This window comes from Microbacterium sp. W4I4 (assembly GCF_030816235.1).
Classification (GTDB): domain Bacteria; phylum Actinomycetota; class Actinomycetes; order Actinomycetales; family Microbacteriaceae; genus Microbacterium.
Genome location: NZ_JAUSXT010000001.1, coordinates 3,708,291 through 3,733,722 on the forward strand (window position 1 = coordinate 3,708,291; position 25,432 = coordinate 3,733,722).

Genomic DNA, 25,432 nt, shown 5'->3' on the forward strand with positions numbered 1-25,432 from the left:
AGGGAAGAGTAGAGGGGTGATACCGTCTCTCACCGCGCTGCGGCAGCGCGTGCTCGCCGTGCTCGGCGGCCTCTCGATGTACCGGCTCGTCTTCTTCGCCCTGGTTGCGCTGGCGCTTCTCGCGCTCGGCTTCTCCTTCGTCGGGGTGCTCACCCCGACGGCCGCGGAGATTCTGGCCTCCTTCGCGGTGCTGGCCGTGACGATCTCGCTGGTCGACGCCATCGCCCAGCGCATCCTGCGCCTGCCGTGGCGCATCGAATCCTCGCTGGTCACCGCGCTCATCCTGCTGTTCGTGCTGCAGCCGTCGCTGACCGCGACGGGGCTCGCGGGCAACGCACTCGCCGGTGCCGTCGCGAGCCTGTCGAAGTACCTGATCGCCTGGCGCGGACGCCACATCCTCAACCCGGCGGCTTTCGGCGCGGCGATCGTCACCGTCTTCGGACTGGGCTCGTTCTCCTCCTGGTGGGTCGGCACTCCGGCGCTGTCGATCGCCGTCGCAGTGCTCGGCCTGATCGTGCTGTGGCGCACCGAGAAGGTGCGCATCGTGCTGGTGTTCCTGCTGGTCGTGGTGGGCGTCTCCGTGGTGCGCCAGGCCGTGCAGGCACAGGCTGCGGGGCTGGGCTTCACGCTGCAGGATGCGATCTTCTTCTCCGTCGCGCAGACGCCCTACCTCTTCCTCGGCGCGTTCATGCTCTCCGAGCCGCTCACCCTGCCGCCGCGGCGCTGGCAGCAGTTCAGCGTCGCCGCGCTCGTCGGCGTGCTGGCCGGCTGGCCGATCATGATCGGCAGCCTGTTCACGCTCGGTCAGGAGCGCGCGCTGCTCATCGGGAACCTCCTCGCGTTCGCCTTCGCCGTGCGCGGTTCGGTGCGGCTGGTGCTGGAGAAGCGGCAGATGGTGACACCGACGGCGCAGGAGCTCACTTTCCGTACGAAGGGGCGGCTGAGCTTCCTTCCCGGACAGTACCTCGAACTCGATGTGCCGCATCGGCGGCCGGACGCCAGAGGCACCCGGCGCGAGTTCAGCATCGTCTCCGCGCCGGCCGACCTTCCGACCCTGCGCATCGCCTACAAGAACGGCGATCAGAAGCATCCGTCCAGCTACAAGCGCGCCCTCGCCGCGGCCGAGCCGGGGGCAGTGCTGGCCGTCACCGGCACCTGGGGCGACTTCGTGCTGCCGCGCGGCGATGCGCCTGTGCTGATGGTCGCGGCCGGGATCGGCGTGACGCCGTTCGTCTCGCAGTTGCGGCAGATGCAGGCACGTGGCGTCGAGCGCGACGTGGTGCTCGTCTACGTGGCATCCGACGCCTCGGAGCTGGCTTTCCGCGACGAGCTGGAGGCCACCGGGGTGCGCGCTGTGGTCTTCACCCGTGACGAGCCGACCGGGCTGTCGCCGAACTGGTCGTGGGCGCAGGGCGTGCGCCTGGACGCGGCGGGCCTGGAGTGCGTCGTTCCCGACATCGCCTCCCGGCACGCCTTCATCTCCGGCCCGCCGAGGCTGATCGCCGATCTCGCTCCCGCGTTGCAGAAGACCCGCAGTCTGACGACCGACGCGTTCGCCGGTTACTGAGCCGGAGTCGGGACGGGCGCGGTCGGCGGCTGCGGCGCCGACGGAGGGGCGGCGGGTGCCACCGGCAGGCGCACCGTGAAGGTCGTGTCGCCCGGGGCGCTGGTGACGTCGACGCTGCCGCCGTGCCCCTCGACGATGGCCTTCGCGATGGCGAGGCCCAGGCCGGTGCCACCGGACTGCCGGGCGCGCGACACGTCGCCGCGGGCGAAGCGGGCGAACAGCTCCTCGCGCACGTCTGGATCTATGCCGGGGCCGTCGTCGTGCACGCGCAGCACCGCCGACTGCGCCTCCACGGCGAGCGACAGGGTGATCGTCGTGCCTGCCGGCGTGTGCGTGCGGGCATTGGCCAGCAGGTTGGCGAGAACCTGGTGCAGGCGTCCCGCATCGCCGGAGAGCAGGACCGGCTGCTCGGGGACGTCCAGCTCCCAGTCGTGGTCGAGGGCGGTCGGCTGCGCATCGGAGAGCGCCTCCACGGCGAGCTGCGTGAGATCGACGGAGCCCCGCACCAGCTCCTGGCCCTCGTCGAGTCGGGCGAGCAGCAGCAGATCCTCGACCAGACGCGTCATTCTCAGCGACTGCGCCTGGATGCGCTCCAGGGCGGACGTGGTGTCTGCGACGGTGTCCGGGCCCTGGTTCTGGCTCAGCGCCCGCAGCGAGAGCTCGGAGTAGCCGCGGATGGAGGCCAGCGGTGTGCGCAGCTCATGGCTGGCATCCGCGACGAATCGCCGCATCCGCTCCTCGTTGCGCTGACGCGCAGCCAGTGACGTGTCGACGTGGTCGAGCAGAGTGTTCAGAGCGATGCCCACGCGGCCGACCTCGGTGCGCGGATCGGCCTCGTACTCGGGCACGCGCTCGGTGATGCTCACCTCACCGCGATCCAGCGGCTGGCCTGCGACGCGCGTGGCGGTGGCGGCGACTGCGCGCAGCGGACGCAGACCCATGCTGATGGTCAGGGCGGTGGTGATCGCGAGCAGCAGCAGACCGCCCAGGGTCGCGAGCGCGATCACGGTGAACAGGTCGCCCAGGGTGCCCTGGATCTCCGCACGGGAGAGACCGGTGACCACGATCGTGCCGTTTTCGGTCTGCGAGATCGTGACGAGGTAGGACCCGCCGGAGTGCAGGGACACGACGGCGCTGCCGTCGGAGCGCAGCGCCTGGGTGAGCTCGAACAGATCGCCGGCGGAGAGGCTCTGAAGGCCGTCCGAGGACACCGTGACCCCCGAGGCGGACTGGTTCGGCGGCTGCACGGCGAGCAGCAGCCCGAGGGGCACGCGCCGGCCGGTGAGCACCCGGTCCGCGGTCAGCTCTGTTCCTCTGATACTGGTCAGCGCCTCGGTGTCGGTCACCCATCCCTTGATGCCGGCTGAGTAGCTGGACAGCTGATCCCGCAGACGCTGCTCGAGCGAGTTGCCGAGCGTGGCGCTGGTGATGATGGCGACCACCACGAGGATGAGGGAGACGAAGCCGATCACGGCGGCCATCAGCCGCGCCTGCAGGCTCACCGGGCGTGCGAACACGATCGCCTACTGCGGGGACTTGATCATGTAGCCGACTCCGCGCACGGTGTGCAGCAGGGGAGTGCGGCCGGCGTCGATCTTCTTGCGCAGGTACGAGATGTACAGCTCGACGACCGAGGACTTGCCGCCGAAGTCGTAGCTCCACACCCGGTCGAGGATCTGCGCCTTGGACAGCACGCGGCGCTCGTTGCGCATCAGGAAGCGCAGCAGCTCGAACTCGGTGGCGGTCAGTTCGATCTCGTCGTCGCCGCGCATGACCTCGTGGCTGTCCTCGTTGAGGGAGAGGTCAGCGACCCGCAGGATCGACTGCTCGTCCTCGGTGCGGCCCTGGCCCGAACGGCGGATCACAGCCCGCAGGCGCGCGATGACCTCCTCCAGGCTGAACGGCTTGGTGACGTAGTCGTCGCCGCCGGCGGTGAGCCCGGCGATGCGATCTCCGAGGGAGTCCTTGGCGGTGAGGAAGACCACGGGGACCAGGTTGCCGGCCTCGCGCAGGCGGCGCAGAACGCCCATGCCGTCGAGATCCGGCATCATGACGTCCAGCACGAGTGCGTCGGGCTCGAAGTCGTGCGCGACCTGCAGCGCCTCCAGTCCGGAGCCGGCGGTGCGCACCTCCCAGCCCTCCATGCGCAGCGCCATCGCCAGCAGGTCGGTGAGCATGGGCTCATCGTCGACCGCGAGGATGCGCAGCGGTCCGCCGTCGGCGCGGCGGAGGTCCGGGTGATCGTGACTCATGCGTCCAGTGTGCGCGCCCGCGCCTCAAGAATCCAATGGGAATCCTATGGAGCTTCTGTGTGCGGCGCGGGCGCGCCCGGATGCCTCAGTGGGTGTCTTCGGCTTCGATTTCGGTGCGGTTGCCGGACCAGAGGGTGTGGAAGGTGCCGGGCTTGTCGGTGCGCTTGTAGGTGTGTGCGCCGAAGAAGTCGCGTTGTCCCTGGACGAGAGCTGCGGGCAGGCGGTCGGCGCGGATCCCGTCGTAGTACGACAGCGAGGAGCTGAACGCGGGGGCGGGGATGCCGGCTTCGGCGGCGGCGATGACCACGCGCCGCCAGGCGCCCTGGGCGCGGGTGAGGGCCTCGGCGAAGTACGGTGCGGTCAGCAGCACGGGCAGCTCGGGAGCCTCGGCGTAGGCGTCGGCGATGCGGTTGAGGAACTGGGCGCGGATGATGCACCCGCCGCGCCAGATCTTCGACACGGCTCCGAGGTCGATCTGCCAGTCGTACTCGCCAGCTCCCGCACGGATCTCATCGAACCCCTGGCTGTAGGCGACGATCTTCGACGCGTACAGGGCCAGGCGCACGTCCTCGATGAAGGCGTCCTCGTCCTCGACTTCGAACGCGTCCTCGGGTCCGGGCAGGAACCCGGCTGCCGCGCGCTGCTCGGGGTGCGAGGACAGGGAACGGGCGAAGGTCGCCTCCGCGATCCCGGACACCGGAACACCCAAAGACAGCGCGGTCTGCACGGTCCACGCGCCGGTGCCCTTGGCACCTGCCTGGTCCACGATGACATCCACCAGCGGCAGCCCGGTCTCCGCGTCCACCTGACGCAGCACCTCGGCGGTGATCTCGATCAGGTACGACTCCAGCTCGCCACGGTTCCACTCGGCGAAGATGTCCGCGATCTGCGCGGGGGACTTGCCGGTGCCGCGGCGGATCAGGTCGTACGCCTCGGCGATGAGCTGCATGTCGGCGTACTCGATGCCGTTGTGCACCATCTTCACGAAATGCCCCGCACCGTCGTGACCGATGTGCGTCACACACGGCTCACCCTCCGCGACCGCGGCGATCGAGCGGAGGATCGGGCCGAGCGTCACCCACGACTCATCCGACCCGCCCGGCATGATGGACGGCCCGAGCAGTGCGCCCTCCTCACCACCGGAGATCCCCGCACCGACGAAATTGATGCCCGTCTCACGGACCGCCTTCTCACGGCGGATCGTGTCGGGGAAGTACGCGTTGCCCCCATCGACGATGATGTCGCCCGGCTCGAAGACCCGCACCAGCTCATCGATCACCGCATCCGTGGGCCCACCGGCCTTGACCATGATGATCGCCGTCCGCGGCTGCTGCAGACTCGCGGCGAACTCCTCGTACGAGAACGCCGCAACGAACCCCGCCTCCGGATGAGCCGAGACCAGCTCATCCGTCTTGGCGCGGCTGCGGTTCAGCACCGCCACCGTGTTGCCCTCACGCGACGCAAGATTGCGGGCCAGGTTCGATCCCATCACGGCGAGTCCGACGACTCCGATATTGGCAGATGCTTCGGGCACTGATAGCTCCTCGATCATGGATTCAGGTGATCTCAGAGTATCGGCTGCCGTACGCCGGAGATCCGTTCGTGTCACGAACGGGGACGGGGGTCGTCGACCCGCTCAGTCCTTGCGGTAGCCGGAGCGTCCCATGAAGAACATCGCGGCGAAGGCCGAGACCACGCCGCACACGGCGATCGCGCCGATGATCCAGAAGATGACGTGGGAGAGGAAGGCGGCATCGAGCATGTCACCAGCCTACCGGGGTTTCGGGTACGATGAAGGAGTTCCTCGGCGAGGGATGTCGCGCGTGCGCGCTCATCCGTGATCGACGCGGTGATGTGAAGCCCCATGGTCAGATGAGCATCGTGGTCTCGCGTCCTCGAGTCCGTGCCGAGGCGCCGACACCATCGACCACCGCGCGGCTCGTCGCCGCGCGTCTGAAGGAGAACATCATGTCTGACGACAACAAGGTCCTCGCAGACCTCCGCACCAGCTTCGGCAAGGGCTTCGCCCGCCGCCTGCGCGCCGAGGGCAAGATCCCTGCGGTCATCTACGGCCACGGAGAAGACCCCGTTCACGTCGCACTGCCCGGCCACCAGGTCTCGCTGATCATCCGCCGCGCCAACGCGCTGCTGGAGCTCGACATCGACGGCAAGTCGAGCCTGGTGCTCGTCAAGGACGTGCAGCGTGACCCGGTGCGCCAGATCATCGAGCACATCGATCTGCTGGTCGTGAAGAAGGGCGAGAAGGTCACCGTCGAGGTCCCCGTCGTCGTGACCGGCGAGTCGTTCTCGGGCACCATCGTGACGGTCGACGTCGCGACGATCAAGCTCGAGGTCGAGGCCACTCACATCCCACAGAACGTCGAGGTCTCGGTCGAGGGTCTCGAAGAGGGCGCGCACATCACCGCCGGTGACGTCACCCTGCCCAAGGGCGCCGCTCTCGTCGACGACGCCGATCTGCTGCTCGTCGCGGTCTCCGTGCCCGCGGCCGAGGTCGCCGAGGAGAGCGCCGAGGAGGCTGCTGCTCCGGCCGCCGCCGAGGAGTCCGCAGCCGAGTGATCTGCTGAAGATTTTCCGGAAGGGGGCGCGAGCATTCGCGCCCCCTTCCTCATATACATCGAGAGGGATCGAGCATGGCATCCACCTGGCTCATCGTCGGCCTCGGCAACCCGGGGCCCCGGTACGCGCCGACAAGGCACAACATCGGGCAGATGGTCGTCGACGAGCTCGCCGAGCGACGTGGTGAGCGGTTCCGGGAGCACAAGGCCGGCGCGCGCGTCGTGGAGACGTGGCTGCGCCCCGGCGGGGACAAGCTCGTGCTCGCCAAGCTCAACTCGTTCATGAACGTCTCGGGCACGCCGGTCGCGGCCCTCGCGCGCTTCTACTCCGTCGAACCCGATCACGTGGTCGTGGTGCACGACGAGCTGGACATCCCCTACGACAGCATCCGGCTCAAGGTCGGCGGCGGCCACGGCGGCCACAACGGCGTCCGCGACATCGCCCGTGCATTGACCACTGCCGATTTCCCGCGAGTGCGGGCCGGCATCGGCCGCCCGACCGGTCGTCAGGACCCCGCGGACTGGGTGCTCGCACCGTTCGGCACCGTGGAGCTGAAGACGCTGCCGAACTTCCTGTCGGACGTCGCGGATGCCGTGGAGCAGCTGATCGACGAGGGACTGGTCGCCGCGCAGCAGAAGCACCACTCCCGCGCCTGACGCGAGCCGAGCGGGTTCGCGCGGTCAGATGCCGCCGGATGCCGAAGCGGCCGCGCCGATTCCGAGGAAGATCGAGACCGCCAGGAAGAATCCGAACGGTCCGAGCACCGCCAGCACGATGGCGGTGACGCCCAGGCCTCGCCCGCGCCGCTTCGCCGCGGCGATGATCCCGAGCACGATCGCGCCGACGCCCAGCACGGTGCCGGACCAGAACGCGACCTCAGCCCAGAGCACCTGGGTGCGCACCGGGGTCAGGATCGAGAGGTCGTCGGCGAGCGAGGAGTCGATTCCGATGCGGGCGTTCGGGAGGATCGCCCCGATCTGATAGGCCATCACGGCCGCCACGATCGGGACGATGATCACGGCGATCAGCGCCACGATCAGCGCCATGGCTCCCGTCGTGCGCGGTGCGGGTGGTGCGGCCGGCGGAACCTGATAGCCGCCGACCGGGTGGCCGCCGGCCGGGTAGCCCCCGGCGGGGACGCCGTAGGCGCCCGGGGGAGCGGCGGGCACCCCTGCGGGCGCCGTCGCCGGAGGCGGTGGTGGCCCGACGGGGCTGTCGCCACCGGGGACGGGAAACTGCGGGGTGCTCACGACATCCTCCGGATCACTTGTGCGCGGGCGCCCTCAGAGGCGACGCAGCAGTCCGACCTTGTCGTACACGTCGGCAAGCGTCGCGTCCGCGACCGCGTCGGCCTTTGCCGCGTTCATGGCCAGCAGTCGGTCCAGCTCGGCGGGGTCGGAGAGCAGCGCGTTCGCACGATCGCGCACCGGGCCGAACTCCTCGACGACGACCTCGGCGAGGCCCTTCTTGAATTCGCCGTATCCGCGACCGGCGTACTCGTCCTCGATCGAGCCCACCTGGCGCCCGGTGAGGGCCGCGTAGATGGTGAGCAGATTGGAGACGCCGGGCTTGTTCTCGCGGTCGTAGCGGACGGATCCCTCGGTGTCGGTCACCGCGCGCATGATCTTCTTCGCCGACTTCGCCGGGTCATCCAGCAGCCACAGCACGCCCGCCTCGCTCTCGGCGGACTTCGACATCTTCGAAGACGGATTCTGCAGGTCGTAGATGCGGGCGGTGTCCTTCTGGATCACGGCCCTAGGAATCGTGAACGCCTTGCCGAATCGCTTGTTGAAGCGCTCGGCGAGGTCGCGGGTGAGCTCGACGTGCTGCTTCTGGTCGTCGCCGACCGGTACGAGCTCGCTCTGGTAGAGCAGGATGTCGGCCGCCATCAGCACGGGGTAGGTGAACAGCCCGACCGAGGTGGAGTCGGCGCCGTAGCGCGCGGACTTGTCCTTGAACTGCGTCATCCGACCGGCCTCGCCGAAGCCGGTGATCGTGCTGAGGATCCAGGCGAGCTCGGCGTGCGCACGCACGTGGGACTGCACGTACAGTGTCGACTTGGACGGCTCGATGCCCGCTGCGATGTACTGCGCGGCGGTGCGACGGGTCTTCTCCCGCAGCTCGGCCGGATCCTGCGGAACCGTGATGGCGTGCAGGTCGACGACGGAGAAGAACGCGTCGAACGACGACTGCATCTCGCGCCACTGCAGGAGAGCACCGATGTAGTTGCCGGCGTGGAGCGAGTCGGCGGAGGGCTGCATTCCTGAGTAGAGGCGTGGTTTCATCACAGGTCAATCCTATTTGTCGGAGGTGTAGTCGACGATCACGGGCGCATGGTCGCTCCAGCGCTCCGCATAGGTGGCCGCGCGGGCGACGCGGTACCCGGTCGCGCGCGCGGCGAGGGCCGGCGTCGCCAGGTGGTAGTCGATGCGCCAGCCGCTGTCGTTGTCGAAGGCCTGGCCGCGCATGGACCACCAGGTGTACGGGCCGTCGACCTCGCCGTGCGCGGCCCGGCCCACGTCGATCCAGCCGAGTCCCGTGCCGCCGTTCTCCGACGCGTAGGGGCGCGTGTCGCTGAGCTGGCCGACCATGCCGCGGCCGATGCCCTCCTGGCCGGCCACGGGCTCGCCCGCAGCGCCGAGGAAGCGGTCGAAGTAGGCGCGCTCGCGGGCGAGGAAACCGGACTTCTTCACGTTGCCCTTCCAGTTCAGGATGTCCAGGGGACGATGTCCCACATTGAGATCACCTGTGACGAGCGCGAGGGCGTCGTCTGCGCCGAGCTGCGCCATGCGCGTGCTCATGGCGTCGAGGAACTTCCACTTCTCCACCTGCTTGGGGGTGTCGGCCTCGCCGGAGTGGACGTAGGCGCTGACGACGGTCAGAGGAACGCCGTCGATCTCGAAGTCGGCCTCCAGCCAGCGACCGGCCGAGTCGAAGTCGTCCGCTCCCAGCGTCGTGCGCGAGGCGATCGCCGGCGTGCGGCTGAGCACGGCGACACCGGCTCTGCCCTTGGCGGTGGCGACGTCGTGCAGCATCGACCAGCCGGGGAAGGCCTCCTCGAGGTGCTCGTCCTGTCCGCGCACCTCCTGAAGCGTGAGGACATCGACGGCGGCAGCATCCAGCCAGGAGTGCATGCCGTTGCGGACCGCCGCGCGGATCCCGTTGACGTTGACAGAGGCGACGCGCAGATGGGGCATGTCTCCAGCCTAACGACGGCCGGCGACATCCATCCGCACGAGCGGCTCGTTGCGATCCTGCGCGCTCAGCGCGATCCAGGAGGCGGCGAGCAGGATGACGGATGCCACCAGACGGCACCACAGCAGCAGGGCCACCATGACGGCGAAGGTGGCCAGCAGGGGATTGCCGGGGGTGTGCGAGAGCAGCAGTCCGGCGCCGAGCTGCAGCAGGGCGACGGCGAGTCCGCCCATCGCCGCGCCGGGCCAGATGGTTCGCCAGCGCAGCGACGTGCCGGTGAGGAATCGCACCAGCAGGGCGATGGTGGCCGTGTCGATGGCGATCAGGACGAGCACGGTGGATCCGCGCAGCAGCAGGTCGTTGACTGTGCTTGCGATGCTCAGTCCGAACAGGTCCAGCAGCTGTGTCAGCGCCCAGACCCCGCCGACGCTGAGCACCGCTCCGACCAGCAGCGCGAGGCCGAACGCCAGTGCGGCCACCACGTCGCGCAGTTTCAGCAGCAGGTAGCTGCGCGAGTCGAATGGCAGTCCGAAGATGTCGCGCACGGCGCGACGTGTGAAGGTGACCGCGCCGATGGCCGTCCACATGGCCACCCCGGTGGCGATGAGTCCGGTGATCGTGAAGGTGCCGGCGGCGGACGCCACCAGCTCGTGCACATCCGCGCGGTCCGCGATGCCGTTCTGACCGATGATCCCCGGCAGATAGCTGTTGGCCACATCGATGAGCGCATCGATGGCGGGGCCGCTGCCGCCGAGCCAGACACCCGTGGCGGCGAAGGCGACGTAGAGCAGCGCGAACAGGGCGAACAGAGCCTGGTACGCCATACCAGCCGACAGCAGGAAGCCGTTGCGGCGCAGAAAGCGTCGCCAGACGCGAATCGGGAAGAGCGCGGCCGTGCGACGCGCGAAAACGGTGGCGCGCCCGGCCGAACGAGTCAGTCGGGCGCGCACGCGGATGCCTTCGGGTCAGCGACCGCCGCGGAGGACGGCCTGCTTGACCTCGGCGATGGCCTTGGTGACCTCGATGCCGCGCGGGCATGCCTCGGTGCAGTTGAAGGTCGTGCGGCAGCGCCACACGCCCTCCTTGTCGTTGAGGATGTCCAGGCGCACGTCGGCCGCGTCATCGCGCGAGTCGAAGATGAAGCGGTGCGCGTTGACGATCGCGGCCGGGCCGAAGTACTGTCCGTCGGTCCAGAACACGGGGCACGACGAGGTGCACGCGGCGCAGAGGATGCACTTGGTGGTGTCGTCGAAGATCGCGCGGTCGGCGATGGACTGCACGCGCTCCTTGCCCTTCTCCGGGGTGGAGCTGGCGATCAGGAACGGCTGCACCTCGCGGTACGAGGCGAAGAACGGCTCCATATCGACGATGAGGTCCTTCTCCAGCGGCAGACCCTTGATGGCCTCGACGTAGATCGGCTTCGAGATGTCGAGGTCCTTGATCAGCGTCTTGCAGGCCAGGCGGTTGCGGCCGTTGATGCGCATGGCATCCGACCCGCAGATGCCGTGGGCGCAGGAGCGGCGGAAGCTCAGCGACCCGTCGACCTCCCACTTGATCTTGTGCAGGGCGTCGAGCACGCGGTCGGTCGCGTACAGCTCGACGTCGTAGTCCACCCAGCGCGGCTCGGCGTCCTGCTCCGGATCGAAGCGGCGGATGATGAAGGTGACCAGGAAGGACTGCACACCGGAATCGTTCACGGGTGCCTCTGCGACGGCGTTCGACATGCTCAGTACTTCCTCTCCATCGGCGGGTACTTGAGCTCGCCGTTCTCATGCTTGGTGAAGACGACGGGCTTCCAGTCCAGGCGGATGTGATCCGCCGGCGTCGACGAATGCGGGTCGCCGGTCAGATACGCCATCGTGTGTTTCATGTAGTTCTCGTCATCGCGGTTCGGGAAGTCGTCGCGCATGTGACCACCGCGGCTCTCCTCGCGGTTCTGCGCCGCGTAGACGACGACCTCGGCGATGTCGAGCAGGAAGCCCAGTTCGACGGCCTCGAGCAGGTCGGTGTTGAACCGCTTGCCCTTGTCGTCGACGTGGATGTTCCGGTAGCGCTCGCGCAGTTCCTTGATCACTCCCAGCACGTGCTCGAGCGACTCGTGCGTGCGGAACACCTGGGCGCCCTTGTCCATCTCGTCCTGCAGCGTCTTGCGCAGCACGGCGATGCGCTCGGTGCCCTGGTTGGCGCGCAGCCCCTCGACCATGTCCTTCACGAACCCGGCGGGGTTCTCGGGCATCGGCACGAATTCGGCAGTCTTGACGTACTCGACCGCGTTTCGTCCCGCGCGCTTGCCGAAGACATTGATGTCGAGCAGCGAGTTGGTGCCCAGGCGGTTGGAGCCGTGCACCGACACGCAGGCGCACTCGCCCGCCGCGTACAGACCCGGCACGACCGAGGTGTTGCTCTGCAGCACCTCGGCGTTGTTGTTGGTGGGGATGCCGCCCATCGCGTAGTGCGCGGTCGGCATGACCGGGACGGGCTCGACGACCGGGTCGACGCCCAGGTACGTGCGAGCGAACTCGGTGATGTCGGGGAGCTTGGTCTCCAGGACCTCGGCGCCCAGGTGCGTGCAGTCCAGCAGCACGTAGTCCTTGTGGGGACCGGCGCCGCGCCCCTCCTGCACCTCCTGGACCATGCTGCGCGCGACGATGTCACGCGGGGCGAGGTCCTTGATGGTGGGAGCGTAGCGCTCCATGAAGCGCTCGCCCGAGGCGTTGCGCAGGATCGCGCCCTCTCCTCGTGCGCCCTCGGTGAGGAGGATGCCGAGGCCGGCAAGGCCGGTCGGGTGGAACTGGAAGAACTCCAGGTCCTCCAGCGGCAGGCCCTTGCGCCACAGGATGCCGACGCCGTCACCGGTGAGGGTGTGCGCGTTCGAGGTGGTCTTGAAGATCTTGCCGAAGCCGCCGGTGGCGAAGATGATCGCCTTCGAGTGGAAGACGTGCAGCTCTGCGGTGGCCAGGTCATAGGCGACGACACCGGCGACCTGGGTGTCGCCGTTCTCGTCCTTGACCGTGATCAGGTCGAGGACGTAGAACTCGTTGAAGAAGTTGATGCCCAGCTTGACGCAGTTCTGGAACAGCGTCTGCAGGATCATGTGGCCGGTGCGGTCGGCGGCGTAGCAGGCGCGGCGCACCGGGGTCTTGCCGTGCTCGGCCGTGTGACCGCCGAAGCGGCGCTGGTCGATCTTGCCCTCGGGCGTGCGGTTGAACGGCAGGCCCATGTTCTCGAGGTCGATGACCGCGTCGATGGCCTCCTTGGCCAGGATCTCGGCTGCGTCCTGGTCGACCAGGTAGTCACCGCCCTTGACGGTGTCGTAGGTGTGCCACTCCCAGTTGTCGTCCTCGACGTTCGCGAGGGCTGCGGCCATGCCGCCCTGTGCCGCACCGGTGTGCGAGCGGGTCGGGTACAGCTTGGAGATCACGGCCGTGCGCGCGCCGGGGCCCGCTTCGATCGCCGCACGCATCCCGGCGCCGCCGGCGCCGACGATGACGATGTCGAACTCGTGGTAGTGCACGCCGTCGCGCACGACGGAGTCGGAGGTCTGAGTGTCAGTCACTGTATGTTCTGCCTTCTTCGTCTTACTTGCCCAGAGCCTGGCAGGTGTCCCAGAGCGCGCCGTCCTCGAAGACGCCCGCGCACGGGTCGAACGTGAACACCACGAGGGTGCCCAGGATGATCAGGAGCGCGGCCGCGAGGCCGAGCGCCCAGACGAGCGCGGTGCGCGCCTTGGCGTTGCCGACGTAGTCGTTGACGATGGTGCGCATGCCGTTGGCGCCGTGGATGAGGGCGAGCCAGAGCATCAGCACATCCCACCACTGCCAGAACGGGGTTGCGAACTTGCCGGCGACGAAACCGAAGTCGAGGGCGTGGATGCCCTCGCCGACCATGAGGTTGACGAACAGGTGGCCGAAGATCAGCACGATGAGCACGACGCCCGAACCGCGCATGAACAGCCAGCCCCACTTCTCGAGGTTGACGCCGCGTCGGCGACGGGCGGCGGGCGCGACAGGTGCAGCAGTCTGCGTGGACATCAGTGACCCCCTCCGAAGCCGGCGAACGCGAGTGCGAGGTGGCGCGGAACGAAGCCGGCCATGATCACTACCCACACGCCGAGGACGATCCAGAACAGCTGGCGCTGGTACTTCGCGCCCTTGGACCAGAAGTCCACCAGGATGATGCGCAGACCGTTCATGGCGTGGAACACGATGCCCGCCACCAGGACGACCTCGCCGAAGGCCATGATCGGGTTCTTGTACGTGCCGATGACGGCGTCGTACGCCTCGGGTGAGACCCGGATCAGCGCCGTGTCGAGGATGTGCACGAGGAGGAAGAAGAAGATCGCCACCCCGGTGATGCGGTGCAGCACCCAGGACCACATGCCTTCGCGACCCCGATAGAGGGTGCCCCGTGGAGACTTAGAGGTCGTCTCCGAAACCGACGGTGTCAAGCGTGTGCTCGTGGACACGTCGTCCTCCCTGCTCGATGTGACGTCGGGTCCGTGCATCCGGGCACGCCCGACCTCCATCATCCTATTCCTGTCAGAACGCTGGGTGCGACGAAGGGGACCCTTAGCGTGTTCGCCCAGGACGGGCAGGGCCGGGGCCGATAGGTTGGAGCGCATGGCGCGAATCGATGACTTCCACGCGGTGATCCCGGCCGGCGGCATCGGCAGCAGGCTGTGGCCCCTGTCGCGCGCGGACGCGCCGAAGTTCCTGCACGACCTGACGGGTTCCGGTCACTCGCTGCTGCGGGACACCTGGGATCGGCTCGAGCCGCTCGCAGGTCCTGACCGCATCGCCGTGGTCACCGGGCGCGCGCACCGCGCCGCCGTGGAGGGCCAGCTGCCCGGCATCCCGGATGCCAACGTCTTCCTGGAATCCGAGCCGCGCGAGTCCGCGGCCGCGATCGGCCTGGCCGCGGCGATCCTGCATCGCCGCAACCCGGACGTGATCATCGGCTCGTTCAGCGCCGATCACGTCATCCGCGGCACGCAGGTGTTCGAATGGGCGGTGCAGCAGGCGGTTCAGGTCGCACGGCAGGGCTACATCGTCACGATCGGCATCCCGCCGACTGAGCCCTCGGTCGGCTTCGGCTACATCAAGCGCGCCGAGGAGATCGTGGTGGAGGGTGCTCCCGAGGCGACACTCGTGGAGCGCTTCGTGGAGAAGCCGGACCTCGCCACGGCCAAGGAGTACCTGGCCAGCCGTGACTACCTCTGGAACGCCGGCATGTTCATCGCCAAGGCGAGCGTGCTGCTCGATGAGCTCGCCGCGAACGAGCCCGAGCTGCACGCAGGCCTCCTCGAACTCGCCGAGGCGTGGGACGACCGCGAGCTGCGCGGACCCGCGGTGGATCGCATCTGGCCGGGGCTGAAGAAGATCGCGATCGACTACGCGGTCGCCGAGCCCGCGGCCGAGCGCGGTCGGCTGGCGGTGATCCCCGGACATTTCGACTGGGATGACGTGGGGGACTTCGCCTCGCTCACCAAGCTCATCAACCACGGTCGCAAGAACGACCTCGCGGTGTTGGGGCCCAGGGCCCGGGTGCTCTCGGACGCCGCCAGCGGCATCCTGGTCAGCCAGACCTCGCGCGTGATCAGCCTGGTCGGAGTCAAGGACATCGTCGTGGTGGACACCGAGGACGCCCTCCTGGTCACGACGGTCGAGCACGCGCAGCGCGTGAAGGGCGTCGTGGAGTCGCTCAAGCTCACCGGGCAGGGGGACGTGCTCTGAGTCCGATCGTGGGCGTCATCCAAGCGGAACGCCCGCATCGCATTGCGGAATTGTAACCATTCGCCAGCTCCGGCGGCCGAAAGGTGCGCAGGAACGTAACCGTGGGTAACTTGGATCGATCCGCGATGTCCGCGGGAACGATCTCATGGGGAGGCAAACAGTGCCCATCTCTACGACCAGGAAGATGCTCGGTGCGACCATCGCAGCCGGCGTCATCCTCGCCCTGGCCGGCTGCGGCCAGGCTCCGACGACCGAGAAGCCCGGCAGCGGCAGCGGCGACAAGCCGGCAGCCGACTTCCAGACCTGCATCGTGTCGGATGCCGGTGGCTTCGACGACAAGTCGTTCAACCAGCTGTCCTTCGAAGGCGCCAACAAGGCCGCCGAGGAGATCGGCGTGCCGATCAAGAAGGCCGAGTCCAACGCCGAGACCGAGTACGCGCCGAACGTCGAGAACATGGTCTCCGAGGGCTGCAACGCCATCGTCACCGTCGGATTCGCGCTCTCGGCCGCCACGGTCGAAGCGGCAGGCGCAAACCCCGACACCGACTTCATCCTGATCGATGACGCCGGTGGCGACGCCAAGCCGGAGAACGTCAAGCCGCTGCTGTACAACACGGCCGAGGCCGCGTTCATGGCGGGCTACCTGTCGGCCGGCTACTCGAAGACCGGCAAGGTCGGCACCTTCGGCGGCATGGAGTTCCCGACCGTGACGATCTTCATGGACGGCTTCAAGCAGGGCGTCGACTACTACAACACGGAGAACGGCAAGAGCGTCGCCGTGGTCGGCTGGGACGGCAAGACCGGCTCCTTCACGGGCGGCTTCGAGGCCAACCAGGACGCCAAGACGGTCGCGACCAACATCATCGACCAGGGTGTGGACGTGCTCCTGCCCGTCGGCGGTCCGATCTACCAGTCCGGCCTGCAGGCCATCAAGGACTCCGGCAAGGACATCGCGCTGATCGGTGCTGACGCCGACCTGTTCAACACCGACCCGACCACGGCCGACTACGTGCTGACCTCGGTGCTCAAGGAGATGGACAAGTCGACCTACGAGGCCGTCATGTCCGCCGCGGACGGCGAGTTCAGCGGCGAGCCGTACGTCGGCACGCTCGAGAACGGGGGCGTCGGAATCGCCCCGCTGCACAACTTCGAGAGCAAGGTCGACGGCGAGCTCGTCAAGAAGCTGGACCAGATCAAGAAGGACATCGTCGACGGCAAGATCACCGTCACGTCCTACCTCGACTGAGGTGAATCGCAGCGGGGAGGCCGGCCCTCGGCCTCCCCGCTGTCGTCTGCCCGGGCGACCCCCGACGCAGGCGACTTGTCACGAATAGGATCGAACACATGAAGCTCGAGCTGCGCGGCATAACGAAGAGGTTCGGCGCACTGACGGCCAACGATCACATAGATCTGGTCGTGAACCCCGGGGAGATCCACTCCCTGCTGGGCGAGAACGGCGCCGGCAAGTCCACGCTGATGAACGTGCTGTACGGGCTGTACCAGGCCGATGAGGGACAGATCCTCATCGATGACGTGGTGCAGCACTTCGACGGCCCCGGCGACGCGATGAGTGCGGGCATCGGCATGGTCCATCAGCACTTCATGCTCGTGCCGGTCTTCACCGTCGCCGAGAATGTGATGCTCGGACACGAGAAGACCTCCTTCGGCGGCCGGCTCGATCTGGCAGCCGCGCGGCGCCAGGTCACCGAGATCTCCGAGCGATTCGGGTTCGACGTCGACCCGGATGCCGTGGTCGAGGATCTCCCGGTCGGCGTGCAGCAGCGCGTCGAGATCATCAAGGCGCTCTCGCGCGATGCGAACATCCTCGTCTTCGACGAGCCGACCGCCGTGCTGACTCCGCAGGAGACCGACGAGCTGATGGCGACGATGCGCCGGCTCAAGGAGCAGGGCACCGCGATCGTCTTCATCACCCACAAGCTGCGCGAGGTGCGAGAGGTCGCCGACCGGATCACCGTGATCCGGCTGGGCAAGGTCGTCGGCGAAGCCGAGCCGACCGCGTCGAACACCGAGCTCGCGTCGCTGATGGTCGGTCGCGCCGTGGAGCTGACCGTGCACAAGGGCGCTCCGGAGTACACCGACAACGCCCTTGTCGTCGACGGACTGACCGTGACGGATGCCGCGGGAACCGTGCTCGTCGACGACGCCTCCTTCGAGGTGCGCGGCGGCGAGGTGCTGGCCGTCGCCGGCGTGCAGGGCAACGGACAGACCGAGCTCACCGAGGCGCTGATGGGCCTGCAGGACAAGGTGCGCGGCAGCATCCGCCTCAACGGTCAGGAGCTGGTCGGCCGCAGCGTGCGGCACATCCTCGACGCGGGCGTCGGCTTCGTCCCCGAGGACCGCGGCGTGGACGGACTGGTGAAGGAGTTCTCGATCGCCGAGAACCTCATGCTGGACCGCTCCAACGGTGCCCCGTTCGTGAAGGCCGGCGCGTTGCAGCTCGGGGTGCTGGACCGCTTCGCGCGCGAGAAGATCGCCGAGTTCGACATCCGCACCCAGGGTCCGTCGCAGCCCGCCGGACGCCTGTCCGGCGGCAACCAGCAGAAGGTGGTGCTGGCGCGCGAGCTCAGCCGCGACCTGTCGCTGTTCGTCGCGGCTCAGCCCACCCGCGGTGTGGACGTCGGATCCATCGAGTTCATCCACAAGCGGGTCATCGAGACGCGCGACTCCGGCGTGCCGGTGATCGTGATCTCCACCGAGCTCGACGAGGTCACTGCCCTCGCCGACCGGATCCTGGTGATGTACCGGGGCCGGATCGTCGGCATCGTGCCCGGCGACACCCCGCGCGAGCAGCTCGGCCTGATGATGGCCGGTGCCGTGACCGACGCCGGCACCGTGAACGAAGGAGCACAGGCATGACCGCCGCTCAGACGCAGGCGCCGGTTCCCCCGGTGCCCCCTGTGCCCGACACGACGCCCGGGCCCTCCCGCTGGCGCGAGGCGTGGAACCGCGTGGCCTCCGGCAACGCCCTGGTCTCGGTTCTCGCCGTCGTCGCCGCCGTGATCGTCGGATCGATCATGATCGCGCTGACCGACACGGATGTGCAGGCCGCCGCCGGGTACTTCTTCCAGCGTCCGGGTGACACGTTCGGCGCGATCGGCAGTGCGGTCGGCGGCGCGTACGCCGCGCTGTTCCGCGGCTCGATCTACAACTTCAACGCGGACTCGTTCGCGATCGGCATCCGTCCGTTCACCGAGACGCTCAAGTTCGCGACGCCGCTGATCGCGGCCGGCCTCGGCGTCGGCCTGGCGTTCCGCGCCGGCCTGTTCAACATCGGCGGCCAGGGGCAGATGCTGATGGCGGCCGCGGCTGCCGGATACGTCGCCACCACCTGGAACCTGCCCTTCCCGCTGCACATGCTGGCCGCCCTCGTGGCCGGTCTCGTGGCCGGCGCGATCTGGGGCGGCATCGCCGGGCTCCTGAAGGCCAGGACGGGCGCGCACGAGGTGATCGTGACGATCATGCTCAACCACATCGCGTTCTATCTGCTGGCCTGGATGCTGGCGACCCAGGGCCTGCTGCAGGCGCCGGGCTCCAACAACCCGAAGACCGCGCCGATGGCGGACAGCGCTGTGCTCCCGCAGATCCTCGGGCCGATGTACAAGCTGCACCTCGGCTTCCTGTTCGCCCTGATCGCCGTCGCCATCACCTGGTACCTGCTGGAGCGCTCCAACCTCGGCTTCCGCTTCCGCGCGGTGGGCGAGAACCCCGCCGCGGCGCGCACGGCGGGCATCTCGGTCGGCCGGATGTACTTCCTGGTCATGGTCATCGCCGGGGCCCTGGTGGGCCTGGCCGGCGTGAGCCAGGCGCTCGGCACCGAGCCCGGCGGCTTCAGCGGCGGCATCGACGCCGGGATCGGGTTCGATGCGATCACCGTCGCGCTGCTGGGCCGCTCGCGGCCGATCGGCATCCTGTTCGCCGGACTCCTGTTCGGCGCTTTCAAGACCGGTGGCTTCACCATGCAGGCCTCGCAGGGCGTCCCGATCGAGATCGTCCTGGTCGTGCAGTCCCTGATCGTGCTGTTCATCGCGGCCCCGCCGCTGGTGCGTGCGATGTTCGGCGTGCCGCAGCCCGGCAGCCCGTCCCGGCGACAGCGCCGCGCAGCGAAGAAGGAGGTGGCGGCATGAGCGTCCAGACCCTCGAGGCTCAGCCCCGCACCGTCGCCGTCGTCTCCTGGAAGACGCCGATCATCCTCGCCGTGGCCACGGTCCTGGTGGCGCTGCTGCCGCTGCTGGTGCCGCGCTCCGGCGATGCCACGTTCCGCTTCGCGGCGGGAACCGACGCCATCCGCGTTCCGGACATCATCGTGCCCGGTACGGCTGCAGCGCTGCTGTGCGTACTGATCGGCGCGATCGTCACCGTGATCTCGTTCGTGCGCGCCGCTCGGCGCCGGACGACACCGCTCTGGCTCGTCGCGGTCTTCGCGATCGCGCTGATCTTCGGATTCCTCGCCTGGGCGGCTGCCGGCAGCACCGGCACGCTGCCGATGATCAGCCTGCTCAGCGGCGCGCTGGCGCTGGCCACGCCGCTGATCTTCGGAGCCCTGGGCGGTGTGATCGGTGAGCGCGCCGGTGTCGTCAACATCGCCATCGAGGCCCAGCTGCTCGCCGGCGCCTTCTCCGCCGCGATCGTGGCGTCCCTCGCCGGAACGCCGTGGGCGGGCCTGGTGGCCGCCATGGTCGCCGGTCTGCTTGTGGCGCTGGTGCTGGGCGTGTTCGCCATCACGTACTACGTTGACCAGGTCATCGTCGGCGTGGTGCTGAACGTTCTGGTCATCGGCATCACCACGTTCCTGTTCCGGCAGGTCCTGGCACCGAACCAGGCGACCCTCAACACGGTCGAGCCGTTCAAGCGGCTCGCCATCCCGGGCCTCAGCGAGATCCCGGTGATCGGCCCGATCCTGTTCCGTCAGACCATCGTCGTGTATCTGATGTACGTGATCGTCTTCGTGGTCTGGTACGGCATGTACCGCACCCGCTGGGGTCTGCGGATGCGCGCCGTGGGCGAGCACCCGCAGGCAGCGGACACGGTCGGCATCAACGTTGCCCGCACCCGCTACATGAACGTGCTCATCGCCGGCGCCATCGCCGGAATGGGCGGCGCGTTCTACACGCTGGTATCCGTGCCCCGGTTCAACCCCGAGATGACCGCCGGCGCGGGCTTCATCGCCCTGGCCGCGGTGATCTTCGGAAAATGGGATCCGATCAAGGCCACCCTGGCCGCGCTGCTGTTCGGCTTCGCCACCAACCTGCAGAGCGTGCTCAGTGTCATCGGATCCCCGGTGCCCAGCCAGTTCATGCTGATGCTGCCGTACATCGTGACGATCTTCGCCGTGGCGGGTCTGGTCGGACGCTCGCGTCCGCCGGCAGCCGACGGTGAGCCGTACATCAAGTCTTAGACGCAGTCAGAGGAGAGAGATGACCGACATCGACTGGGACGACCTGCGACTGGTCGCCACCGACGCGATGAAGAGGGCCTACGCGCCGTACTCCCGCTACCGGGTGGGCGCCGCGGCGCTCGTCGACGACGGCAGAGTCGTCGCGGGATGCAATGTGGAGAACGCCTCCTACGGCGTCGGGCTGTGCGCGGAGTGCGCGCTCGTCGGCGACCTGCACATGTCGGGCGGCGGGCGCCTCGTGGCCTTCGTGTGCGTGAACAACGACGGCGAGACGATCATGCCATGCGGCCGCTGCCGTCAGCTGCTGAGCGAGCACGCCAGCCCGGAGATGCTGCTGGAGACCGTCTCCGGCATCCGCACGATCGACGAGGTGCTGCCCGACCGGTTCGGTCCCGCCGACCTGGAGATCGTCCGGTGAGCGCCGCGATCGAGCCGTTCGACGCCGTCGATGTCATCCGCTCCAAGCGCGACGGCGGGGCCGTCGGCGAGGCCGCCCTGCGCTGGATGATCGACGCGTACACCCGCGGCTACGTGTCGGATGCGCAGATGGCCTCCTTCGCGATGGCGATCTTCCAGCGCGGTATGGAGCGCGACGAGATCCGCGTGATGACCGATGCGATGATCGCGACGGGCGAGCGGATGAGCTTCGCCGCTCTCGGCAAGCGCACCGTCGACAAGCACTCGACCGGCGGTGTGGGAGACAAGATCACCCTGCCGCTGGCGCCTCTGGTCGCCGTCTTCGGCGTGGCCGTGCCGCAGCTGAGCGGCCGCGGTCTCGGGCACACAGGCGGCACGCTGGACAAGCTGGAGTCGATCCCCGGATGGCGCGCGGCGCTGTCGAACGAGGAGATGTTCGCGCAGATGCAGGGCGAGGTCGGCGCGGTCATCTGCGCCGCCGGCTCGGGACTCGCCCCCGCGGACAAGAAGCTCTACGCACTGCGGGACGTCACCGGCACCGTCGAGGCGATCCCGCTGATCGCCTCGAGCATCATGTCGAAGAAGATCGCCGAGGGCACGGATGCCCTGGTGCTGGACGTGAAGTTCGGCAACGGCGCCTTCATGCAGGACATCGACCGCGCCCGCGAGTTGGCGCGCACGATGGTGGCGCTCGGCACGGATTCGGGTGTCGCGACCACCGCACTGCTGACGGACATGAACGTGCCCCTGGGCCTGGCCATCGGCAACGCCAACGAGGTGCGCGAGTCGGTCGAGGTGCTCGCCGGCGGCGGTCCCGCCGATGTGCGCGAGCTGACCGTCGCTCTCGCCCGCGAGATGCTCGCGCTGGCCGGACAGCCGGATGCCGACGTCGAGGCGGCGCTGGACGACGGCCGCGCCATGGATGCCTGGAAGGCGATGATCCGCGCGCAGGACGGCGACCCGGATGCCGAGCTGCCTACCCCGCGCGAGACGCACATCGTCCGCTCGGCCGTCGACGGCGTCGTGAGCCGCATGGACGCGCTGCCCTTCGGCATCGCGGCCTGGCGACTGGGTGCGGGCCGCGCGCGCGCCGAGGACCAGGTGATACACGCCGCCGGCATCGACCTGGCCGTCAAGCCCGGCGACCGGGTGAGCGCGGGCCAGCCGCTGTTCACGCTCTCCGCAGACGACGACGCGCGGTTCGCCCGGGCGCTGCAGGCGCTGGACGGTGCGTACGAGGTCGGCCAGACCGCCCCCGTGGCGACTCCCATCGTGCGCGAGCGCATCACCGCCTGAGAACGACCGACCGGCACTCAGCTTCACCCCGACTGACACGGAGACCTCATGAGCATCGACCAGAACGGCGACAAGAAGGTGCAGGGCGTCTCCCTGCGCGCACTGCCGAAGGTCTCGCTGCACGACCACCTCGACGGCGCCCTGCGCCCGGAGACGATCCTCGAGCTCGCCGGCGCTGCCGGGATCGACGCTCCGGCGACGGATGCCGAGGGGTTGCGCCGCTGGTTCGCCCGGCAGTGCGGCACCGGATCGCTGCCCGAATACCTCGCCACGTTCGATCTGATCGTCGCGGTCACGCAGACCGAGGCGGCCCTCACCCGCATCGCCCGCGAATACGTCGCCGATCTGGTGGCCGATGGCGTGATCTACGGAGAGGTGCGCTGGGCTCCCGAGCAGCACACGGTCGGCGGGCTGAGCCCGGACCGGGCCATCGCCGCCGTGCAGCGCGGGCTGGAGGAGGGCGAGGACGACGCCGAGGCCGCCGGACGCAGCATCCGGGTCTCGCAGATCGTCTCCGCACTGCGGCAGTCCGACCGATCCCTGGAGATCGCCCGGCTCGCCGTCGCGAACCGCGAGCGGGGTGTGGTCGGCTTCGACATCGCCGGACCCGAGGACGGCTTCCCCGCCTCGGCGCACCGCGAGGCGTTCGATTACTTGGCATCCGAGTTCTTCCCTGTCACCGTGCACGCGGGCGAGGCGGCAGGCCCGGCCTCCATCCGTTCCGCGCTGCTCGACGGGCGCGCGCTGCGCCTGGGCCACGGCGTGCGCATCGCGGAGGATCTGCAGATCATCGAACGGGAGGGCGACGAGGTGCAGGTGCAGTTCGGCGACCTGGCGCGCTGGGTGCGCGACCGGGAGATCCCGCTGGAGCTCGCGCCCAGCTCGAACCTGCAGACCGGGGCCATCGCGCAGTGGGGCGAGGAGATGGCCGACCATCCGTTCGACCTGCTGCACCAGCTGGGCTTCGCCGTCACAGTGAACGCCGACAACCGCACCATGAGTGAGACGTCGCTGACCCGCGAGCTGGCGCTGCTCGTCGACGCGTTCGACTACGACCTCGAGGATCTCGAGACCTTCCAGTTCAACGCGGCATCCGCTGCCTTCCTCCCGGTGGAGGAGCGCGAGGAGCTCGTCGAGATGATCGCCGAGGGCTTCGAGCACTGATTCGTCGGCCCCCTCCAGTGCGTGGAGAGGGGGTGCGCCGATCGCCGACTGTGGCTAAAATCGGCCAGATGGCGCGGACCGGAGGAGCGCACAGGGGCAAATTCCGCATCGAGGTGCTCGGTGCGGTGCGCGTGCGCGCCGATGGGAAGGACGTCACTCCTCCAGGCAGGTTGCAGCGCCTCCTCGTCGCGGCGCTCGCCGCGCGACCTGGCGGCCTGCCTGCGTCGGAGCTGTGCATGGCCCTCTGGCAAGACTCCTCCCAGGCCGCACGTCTGCACCTGCTGGTGCACCGCACCCGCACCGCCATCGGATCGGTGGATCTCATCGAACGCACCGATGAGGGCTATCGGCTCGCGGTCGCGTCCGATGCCATCGACGTGCGCACACTGGAATCCGACGTGCCGGGTGCTCCGGCAAAGGTGCTCGAGCTGCTGCAGGGGGAGCCATACGCTGGGTGCGAAGGAGCGTTCTTCGAAGAGGTTCGTGCGGAGACGGAGAGCACCGTGCTCGGGGCGAGACGCTGTGCCTTGGAGCGTGCGGCAGCCGGCGGAGACGACGAGCTCGTGCTGCGCTGGGTCGGTGCGGCACGCGAGAAATCTCCCTACGACGAGCAGCTCGCCGCCGTTCACATCAGCTCGCTCGCTCGCATCGGACGTGTGGGGGAGGCACTCGCGGAGTACGAGGTTCTGCGTCGGCGCCTGGCGGATGAGCTCGGTGCGGACCCGGGCCCGTCATTGCAGGCACTGCACCTGAGGATCGTGTCCGGCATCGTCGAGAACGCGCGCCCGAACCAGCAGCCACCTGCCCAGCCTACGTTGATCGGTCGGGAGAGCGCCTTGGCGGCGTTGGACGGTCTCGGTCCCCGGAACCCGCTGGCGATAGTCAGCGGCACGGGCGGTGTGGGGAAGACGGCGCTCGCCGTGGCATGGGCGACGAAGGAGAGAGACCGATTCCGCGACGGCATCCTCCACGCGGATCTCGGCGGATACGGCATCGGCGCCCCCGCAGAGCCGCAGGCGATCCTCGCCCGCTTCCTGCGCACCCTGGCGTCCCCGGTTCCGCACGGCGCGGACACGTCGGAGCTGGCATCGCACTTCCGCGCCGCGACCGATCGCAGGCGGCTGCTCGTCGTGCTGGACAACGTGCGCTCGGAGGCGCAGGTGCGTCCGCTGCTGCCGGCGGGCGACGGCCCGGTGGCGATCATCACCGGTCGGGAGCAGATGCTCGGGCTCGGCGCGCAGTTCCCCGCCCTCTCCGTGCAGCTGATGCCCCTCTCACCCGACGCCGGCGCGCAGGTGGCGCGCAGCCAGTGTGCGAGCCTCGACGAGGTGGCCGCCCGACGGCTTGCCGAACGCTGCGCTGGTCTGCCGCTGGCGATAGCGGTCGCCGCCCGAGCCGTTGCCGCGGGGGTGCACCGCGAGATCGTGGATGATGCCGACCGCGCAGGGGGGATGCTGGAGATGCTGGAGACGGGAGATGCGGCGTCGGATGTCGCGACCGTGCTGTCCTGGTCTCTGGAGGACCTGGATCCCGTCGCGCGTCGGATGTTCCGACTGCTGGGACTCGTCTCCGAACCGCTGACCAGACCGGCCATCATCGCCCTCGCCGGCGGGGATCCGGCCGCAGCGCGAACCGCGGTCCGGCGACTGGAGCGAGCGAACCTGCTCATCCGATCCACCGCCGGACGCCTGACGATGCACGATCTGCTGCGTGAGCTGGCCGCGCGGGAATGGCTCGCAGGTGAGGTCCCCGCCATCGCCGAGGTCGTCACCACCCTCCCGGAGGGTCCATAAGGGCCGTCGCGCCGGTCGCACCA

24 protein-coding genes are annotated in these 25,432 nt (G+C 68.7%); 12 read left to right on the forward strand and 12 right to left on the reverse strand.

Going from position 1 to position 25,432, the window contains the following annotated elements; all coding sequences use genetic code 11:
- The first annotated feature begins 16 nt into the window (after positions 1-16).
- On the forward strand, positions 17-1,567 hold the full coding sequence (locus tag QF046_RS17605; protein WP_307372335.1) for an FAD-dependent oxidoreductase: 1,551 nt from the start codon (positions 17-19) through the stop codon (positions 1,565-1,567).
- Here QF046_RS17605 and QF046_RS17610 read toward each other — a convergent pair.
- The 4 genes from QF046_RS17610 to QF046_RS17625 all read right to left on the reverse strand — a co-directional run bounded on the left by QF046_RS17610 (position 1,561) and on the right by QF046_RS17625 (position 5,581).
- Complete coding sequence (locus QF046_RS17610; protein WP_307372337.1) at positions 1,561-3,084, reverse strand: cell wall metabolism sensor histidine kinase WalK; 1,524 nt, start codon at positions 3,082-3,084, stop codon at positions 1,561-1,563. The genes QF046_RS17605 and QF046_RS17610 overlap by 7 nt on opposite strands.
- Positions 3,085-3,090: 6 nt before the next feature.
- Positions 3,091-3,819: a response regulator transcription factor gene (locus QF046_RS17615; protein WP_307372339.1), complete on the reverse strand. Its 729-nt coding sequence runs from the start codon at positions 3,817-3,819 to the stop codon at positions 3,091-3,093.
- A gap of 85 nt (positions 3,820-3,904) precedes the next feature.
- Positions 3,905-5,353, reverse strand: a complete 1,449-nt coding sequence (gene gndA / locus QF046_RS17620; protein WP_307372342.1) for an NADP-dependent phosphogluconate dehydrogenase — start codon at positions 5,351-5,353, stop codon at positions 3,905-3,907.
- 102 nt (positions 5,354-5,455) lie between these two features.
- On the reverse strand, positions 5,456-5,581 hold the full coding sequence (locus QF046_RS17625; RefSeq protein ID WP_307372343.1) for a hypothetical protein: 126 nt from the start codon (positions 5,579-5,581) through the stop codon (positions 5,456-5,458).
- 206 nt (positions 5,582-5,787) lie between these two features.
- On the opposite strand from QF046_RS17625, the gene QF046_RS17630 reads away from it, so the two are divergent.
- Both QF046_RS17630 and pth read left to right on the forward strand, forming a co-directional pair.
- Positions 5,788-6,396: a 50S ribosomal protein L25/general stress protein Ctc gene (locus tag QF046_RS17630; protein WP_307372345.1), complete on the forward strand. Its 609-nt coding sequence runs from the start codon at positions 5,788-5,790 to the stop codon at positions 6,394-6,396.
- A 74-nt stretch (positions 6,397-6,470) separates the two neighbouring features.
- Positions 6,471-7,052 carry an aminoacyl-tRNA hydrolase gene (gene pth, locus QF046_RS17635; RefSeq protein WP_307372346.1) on the forward strand — a complete coding sequence of 194 codons (582 nt, stop codon included), beginning with the start codon at positions 6,471-6,473 and terminating at the stop codon, positions 7,050-7,052.
- 24 nt (positions 7,053-7,076) lie between these two features.
- On the opposite strand, the gene QF046_RS17640 is transcribed toward pth, so the two are convergent.
- From QF046_RS17640 to sdhC, 8 genes are read right to left on the reverse strand one after another with little or no spacing between them, the layout of a single operon-like run.
- Positions 7,077-7,646, reverse strand: coding sequence for a hypothetical protein (locus QF046_RS17640; protein WP_307372349.1), 570 nt, complete (start codon positions 7,644-7,646; stop codon positions 7,077-7,079).
- 33 nt (positions 7,647-7,679) lie between these two features.
- Positions 7,680-8,681, reverse strand: coding sequence for a tryptophan--tRNA ligase (gene trpS / locus QF046_RS17645; protein WP_307372904.1), 1,002 nt, complete (start codon positions 8,679-8,681; stop codon positions 7,680-7,682).
- Positions 8,682-8,693: 12 nt separating this feature from the next.
- On the reverse strand, positions 8,694-9,593 hold the full coding sequence (locus QF046_RS17650) for an exodeoxyribonuclease III (protein WP_307372351.1): 900 nt from the start codon (positions 9,591-9,593) through the stop codon (positions 8,694-8,696).
- Between the two features lie 9 nt (positions 9,594-9,602).
- The gene (locus QF046_RS17655) at positions 9,603-10,541 is read right to left on the reverse strand and encodes a YihY/virulence factor BrkB family protein (RefSeq protein WP_307372353.1); all 939 of its coding nucleotides are present in this window, start codon (positions 10,539-10,541) and stop codon (positions 9,603-9,605) included.
- A gap of 15 nt (positions 10,542-10,556) precedes the next feature.
- Positions 10,557-11,315 (reverse strand): succinate dehydrogenase iron-sulfur subunit, encoded by a 759-nt coding sequence (locus QF046_RS17660; protein WP_307372354.1) that lies wholly within the window; start codon positions 11,313-11,315, stop codon positions 10,557-10,559.
- Between the two features lie 2 nt (positions 11,316-11,317).
- On the reverse strand, positions 11,318-13,147 hold the full coding sequence (sdhA, locus tag QF046_RS17665; RefSeq protein WP_307372356.1) for a succinate dehydrogenase flavoprotein subunit: 1,830 nt from the start codon (positions 13,145-13,147) through the stop codon (positions 11,318-11,320).
- 22 nt (positions 13,148-13,169) lie between these two features.
- Complete coding sequence (locus QF046_RS17670) at positions 13,170-13,622, reverse strand: succinate dehydrogenase hydrophobic membrane anchor subunit (RefSeq protein ID WP_307372357.1); 453 nt, start codon at positions 13,620-13,622, stop codon at positions 13,170-13,172.
- Positions 13,622-14,056, reverse strand: coding sequence for a succinate dehydrogenase, cytochrome b556 subunit (gene sdhC, locus QF046_RS17675; protein ID WP_307372359.1), 435 nt, complete (start codon positions 14,054-14,056; stop codon positions 13,622-13,624). Before sdhC ends, QF046_RS17670 begins: the two co-directional genes overlap by 1 nt.
- A 154-nt stretch (positions 14,057-14,210) precedes the next feature.
- Here sdhC and QF046_RS17680 point away from each other — a divergent pair, with 154 nt between their 5' ends.
- The 9 genes from QF046_RS17680 (at position 14,211) to QF046_RS17720 (ending at position 25,409) form a co-directional block, all read left to right on the forward strand.
- A complete protein-coding gene (locus QF046_RS17680; RefSeq protein ID WP_307372361.1) occupies positions 14,211-15,323 on the forward strand; it encodes a mannose-1-phosphate guanylyltransferase in 1,113 nt (370 codons plus the stop codon).
- Positions 15,324-15,483: 160 nt separating this feature from the next.
- Positions 15,484-16,569 carry a BMP family protein gene (locus QF046_RS17685; protein ID WP_307372362.1) on the forward strand — a complete coding sequence of 362 codons (1,086 nt, stop codon included), beginning with the start codon at positions 15,484-15,486 and terminating at the stop codon, positions 16,567-16,569.
- Positions 16,570-16,667: 98 nt separating this feature from the next.
- On the forward strand, positions 16,668-18,200 hold the full coding sequence (locus tag QF046_RS17690) for an ABC transporter ATP-binding protein (protein WP_307372364.1): 1,533 nt from the start codon (positions 16,668-16,670) through the stop codon (positions 18,198-18,200).
- On the forward strand, positions 18,197-19,468 hold the full coding sequence (locus QF046_RS17695) for an ABC transporter permease (RefSeq protein WP_307372367.1): 1,272 nt from the start codon (positions 18,197-18,199) through the stop codon (positions 19,466-19,468). Before QF046_RS17690 ends, QF046_RS17695 begins: the two co-directional genes overlap by 4 nt.
- The gene (locus QF046_RS17700; RefSeq protein WP_307372369.1) at positions 19,465-20,739 is read left to right on the forward strand and encodes an ABC transporter permease; all 1,275 of its coding nucleotides are present in this window, start codon (positions 19,465-19,467) and stop codon (positions 20,737-20,739) included. The genes QF046_RS17695 and QF046_RS17700 overlap by 4 nt, the downstream gene beginning before the upstream one ends.
- On the forward strand, positions 20,717-21,157 hold the full coding sequence (locus QF046_RS17705) for a cytidine deaminase (RefSeq protein ID WP_373425743.1): 441 nt from the start codon (positions 20,717-20,719) through the stop codon (positions 21,155-21,157). Before QF046_RS17700 ends, QF046_RS17705 begins: the two co-directional genes overlap by 23 nt.
- Positions 21,154-22,452, forward strand: coding sequence for a thymidine phosphorylase (locus QF046_RS17710; RefSeq protein WP_307372374.1), 1,299 nt, complete (start codon positions 21,154-21,156; stop codon positions 22,450-22,452). Before QF046_RS17705 ends, QF046_RS17710 begins: the two co-directional genes overlap by 4 nt.
- Before the next feature lie 48 nt (positions 22,453-22,500).
- The gene (locus tag QF046_RS17715; protein WP_307372376.1) at positions 22,501-23,616 is read left to right on the forward strand and encodes an adenosine deaminase; all 1,116 of its coding nucleotides are present in this window, start codon (positions 22,501-22,503) and stop codon (positions 23,614-23,616) included.
- A gap of 68 nt (positions 23,617-23,684) precedes the next feature.
- The gene (locus QF046_RS17720) at positions 23,685-25,409 is read left to right on the forward strand and encodes a BTAD domain-containing putative transcriptional regulator (RefSeq protein ID WP_307372378.1); all 1,725 of its coding nucleotides are present in this window, start codon (positions 23,685-23,687) and stop codon (positions 25,407-25,409) included.
- The last annotated feature ends 23 nt before the right edge of the window (positions 25,410-25,432 follow it).

What these genes read in the sequence shown, in the direction of transcription:
- QF046_RS17630 (WP_307372345.1), top strand. Translation starts at nt 5,788, where the DNA reads ATGTCTGACGACAACAAGGTCCTCGCAGACCTCCGCACCAGCTTCGGC.
- QF046_RS17720 (WP_307372378.1), top strand. Translation starts at nt 23,685, where the DNA reads ATGGCGCGGACCGGAGGAGCGCACAGGGGCAAATTCCGCATCGAGGTG.
- trpS (WP_307372904.1), bottom strand. Translation starts at nt 8,681, where the DNA reads ATGAAACCACGCCTCTACTCAGGAATGCAGCCCTCCGCCGACTCGCTC.
- pth (WP_307372346.1), top strand. Translation starts at nt 6,471, where the DNA reads ATGGCATCCACCTGGCTCATCGTCGGCCTCGGCAACCCGGGGCCCCGG.
- QF046_RS17680 (WP_307372361.1), top strand. Translation starts at nt 14,211, where the DNA reads ATGGCGCGAATCGATGACTTCCACGCGGTGATCCCGGCCGGCGGCATC.
- QF046_RS17625 (WP_307372343.1), bottom strand. Translation starts at nt 5,581, where the DNA reads ATGCTCGATGCCGCCTTCCTCTCCCACGTCATCTTCTGGATCATCGGC.
- QF046_RS17670 (WP_307372357.1), bottom strand. Translation starts at nt 13,622, where the DNA reads ATGTCCACGCAGACTGCTGCACCTGTCGCGCCCGCCGCCCGTCGCCGA.
- QF046_RS17650 (WP_307372351.1), bottom strand. Translation starts at nt 9,593, where the DNA reads ATGCCCCATCTGCGCGTCGCCTCTGTCAACGTCAACGGGATCCGCGCG.
- QF046_RS17660 (WP_307372354.1), bottom strand. Translation starts at nt 11,315, where the DNA reads ATGTCGAACGCCGTCGCAGAGGCACCCGTGAACGATTCCGGTGTGCAG.
- QF046_RS17695 (WP_307372367.1), top strand. Translation starts at nt 18,197, where the DNA reads ATGACCGCCGCTCAGACGCAGGCGCCGGTTCCCCCGGTGCCCCCTGTG.
- QF046_RS17615 (WP_307372339.1), bottom strand. Translation starts at nt 3,819, where the DNA reads ATGAGTCACGATCACCCGGACCTCCGCCGCGCCGACGGCGGACCGCTG.
- QF046_RS17700 (WP_307372369.1), top strand. Translation starts at nt 19,465, where the DNA reads ATGAGCGTCCAGACCCTCGAGGCTCAGCCCCGCACCGTCGCCGTCGTC.
- QF046_RS17690 (WP_307372364.1), top strand. Translation starts at nt 16,668, where the DNA reads ATGAAGCTCGAGCTGCGCGGCATAACGAAGAGGTTCGGCGCACTGACG.
- QF046_RS17715 (WP_307372376.1), top strand. Translation starts at nt 22,501, where the DNA reads ATGAGCATCGACCAGAACGGCGACAAGAAGGTGCAGGGCGTCTCCCTG.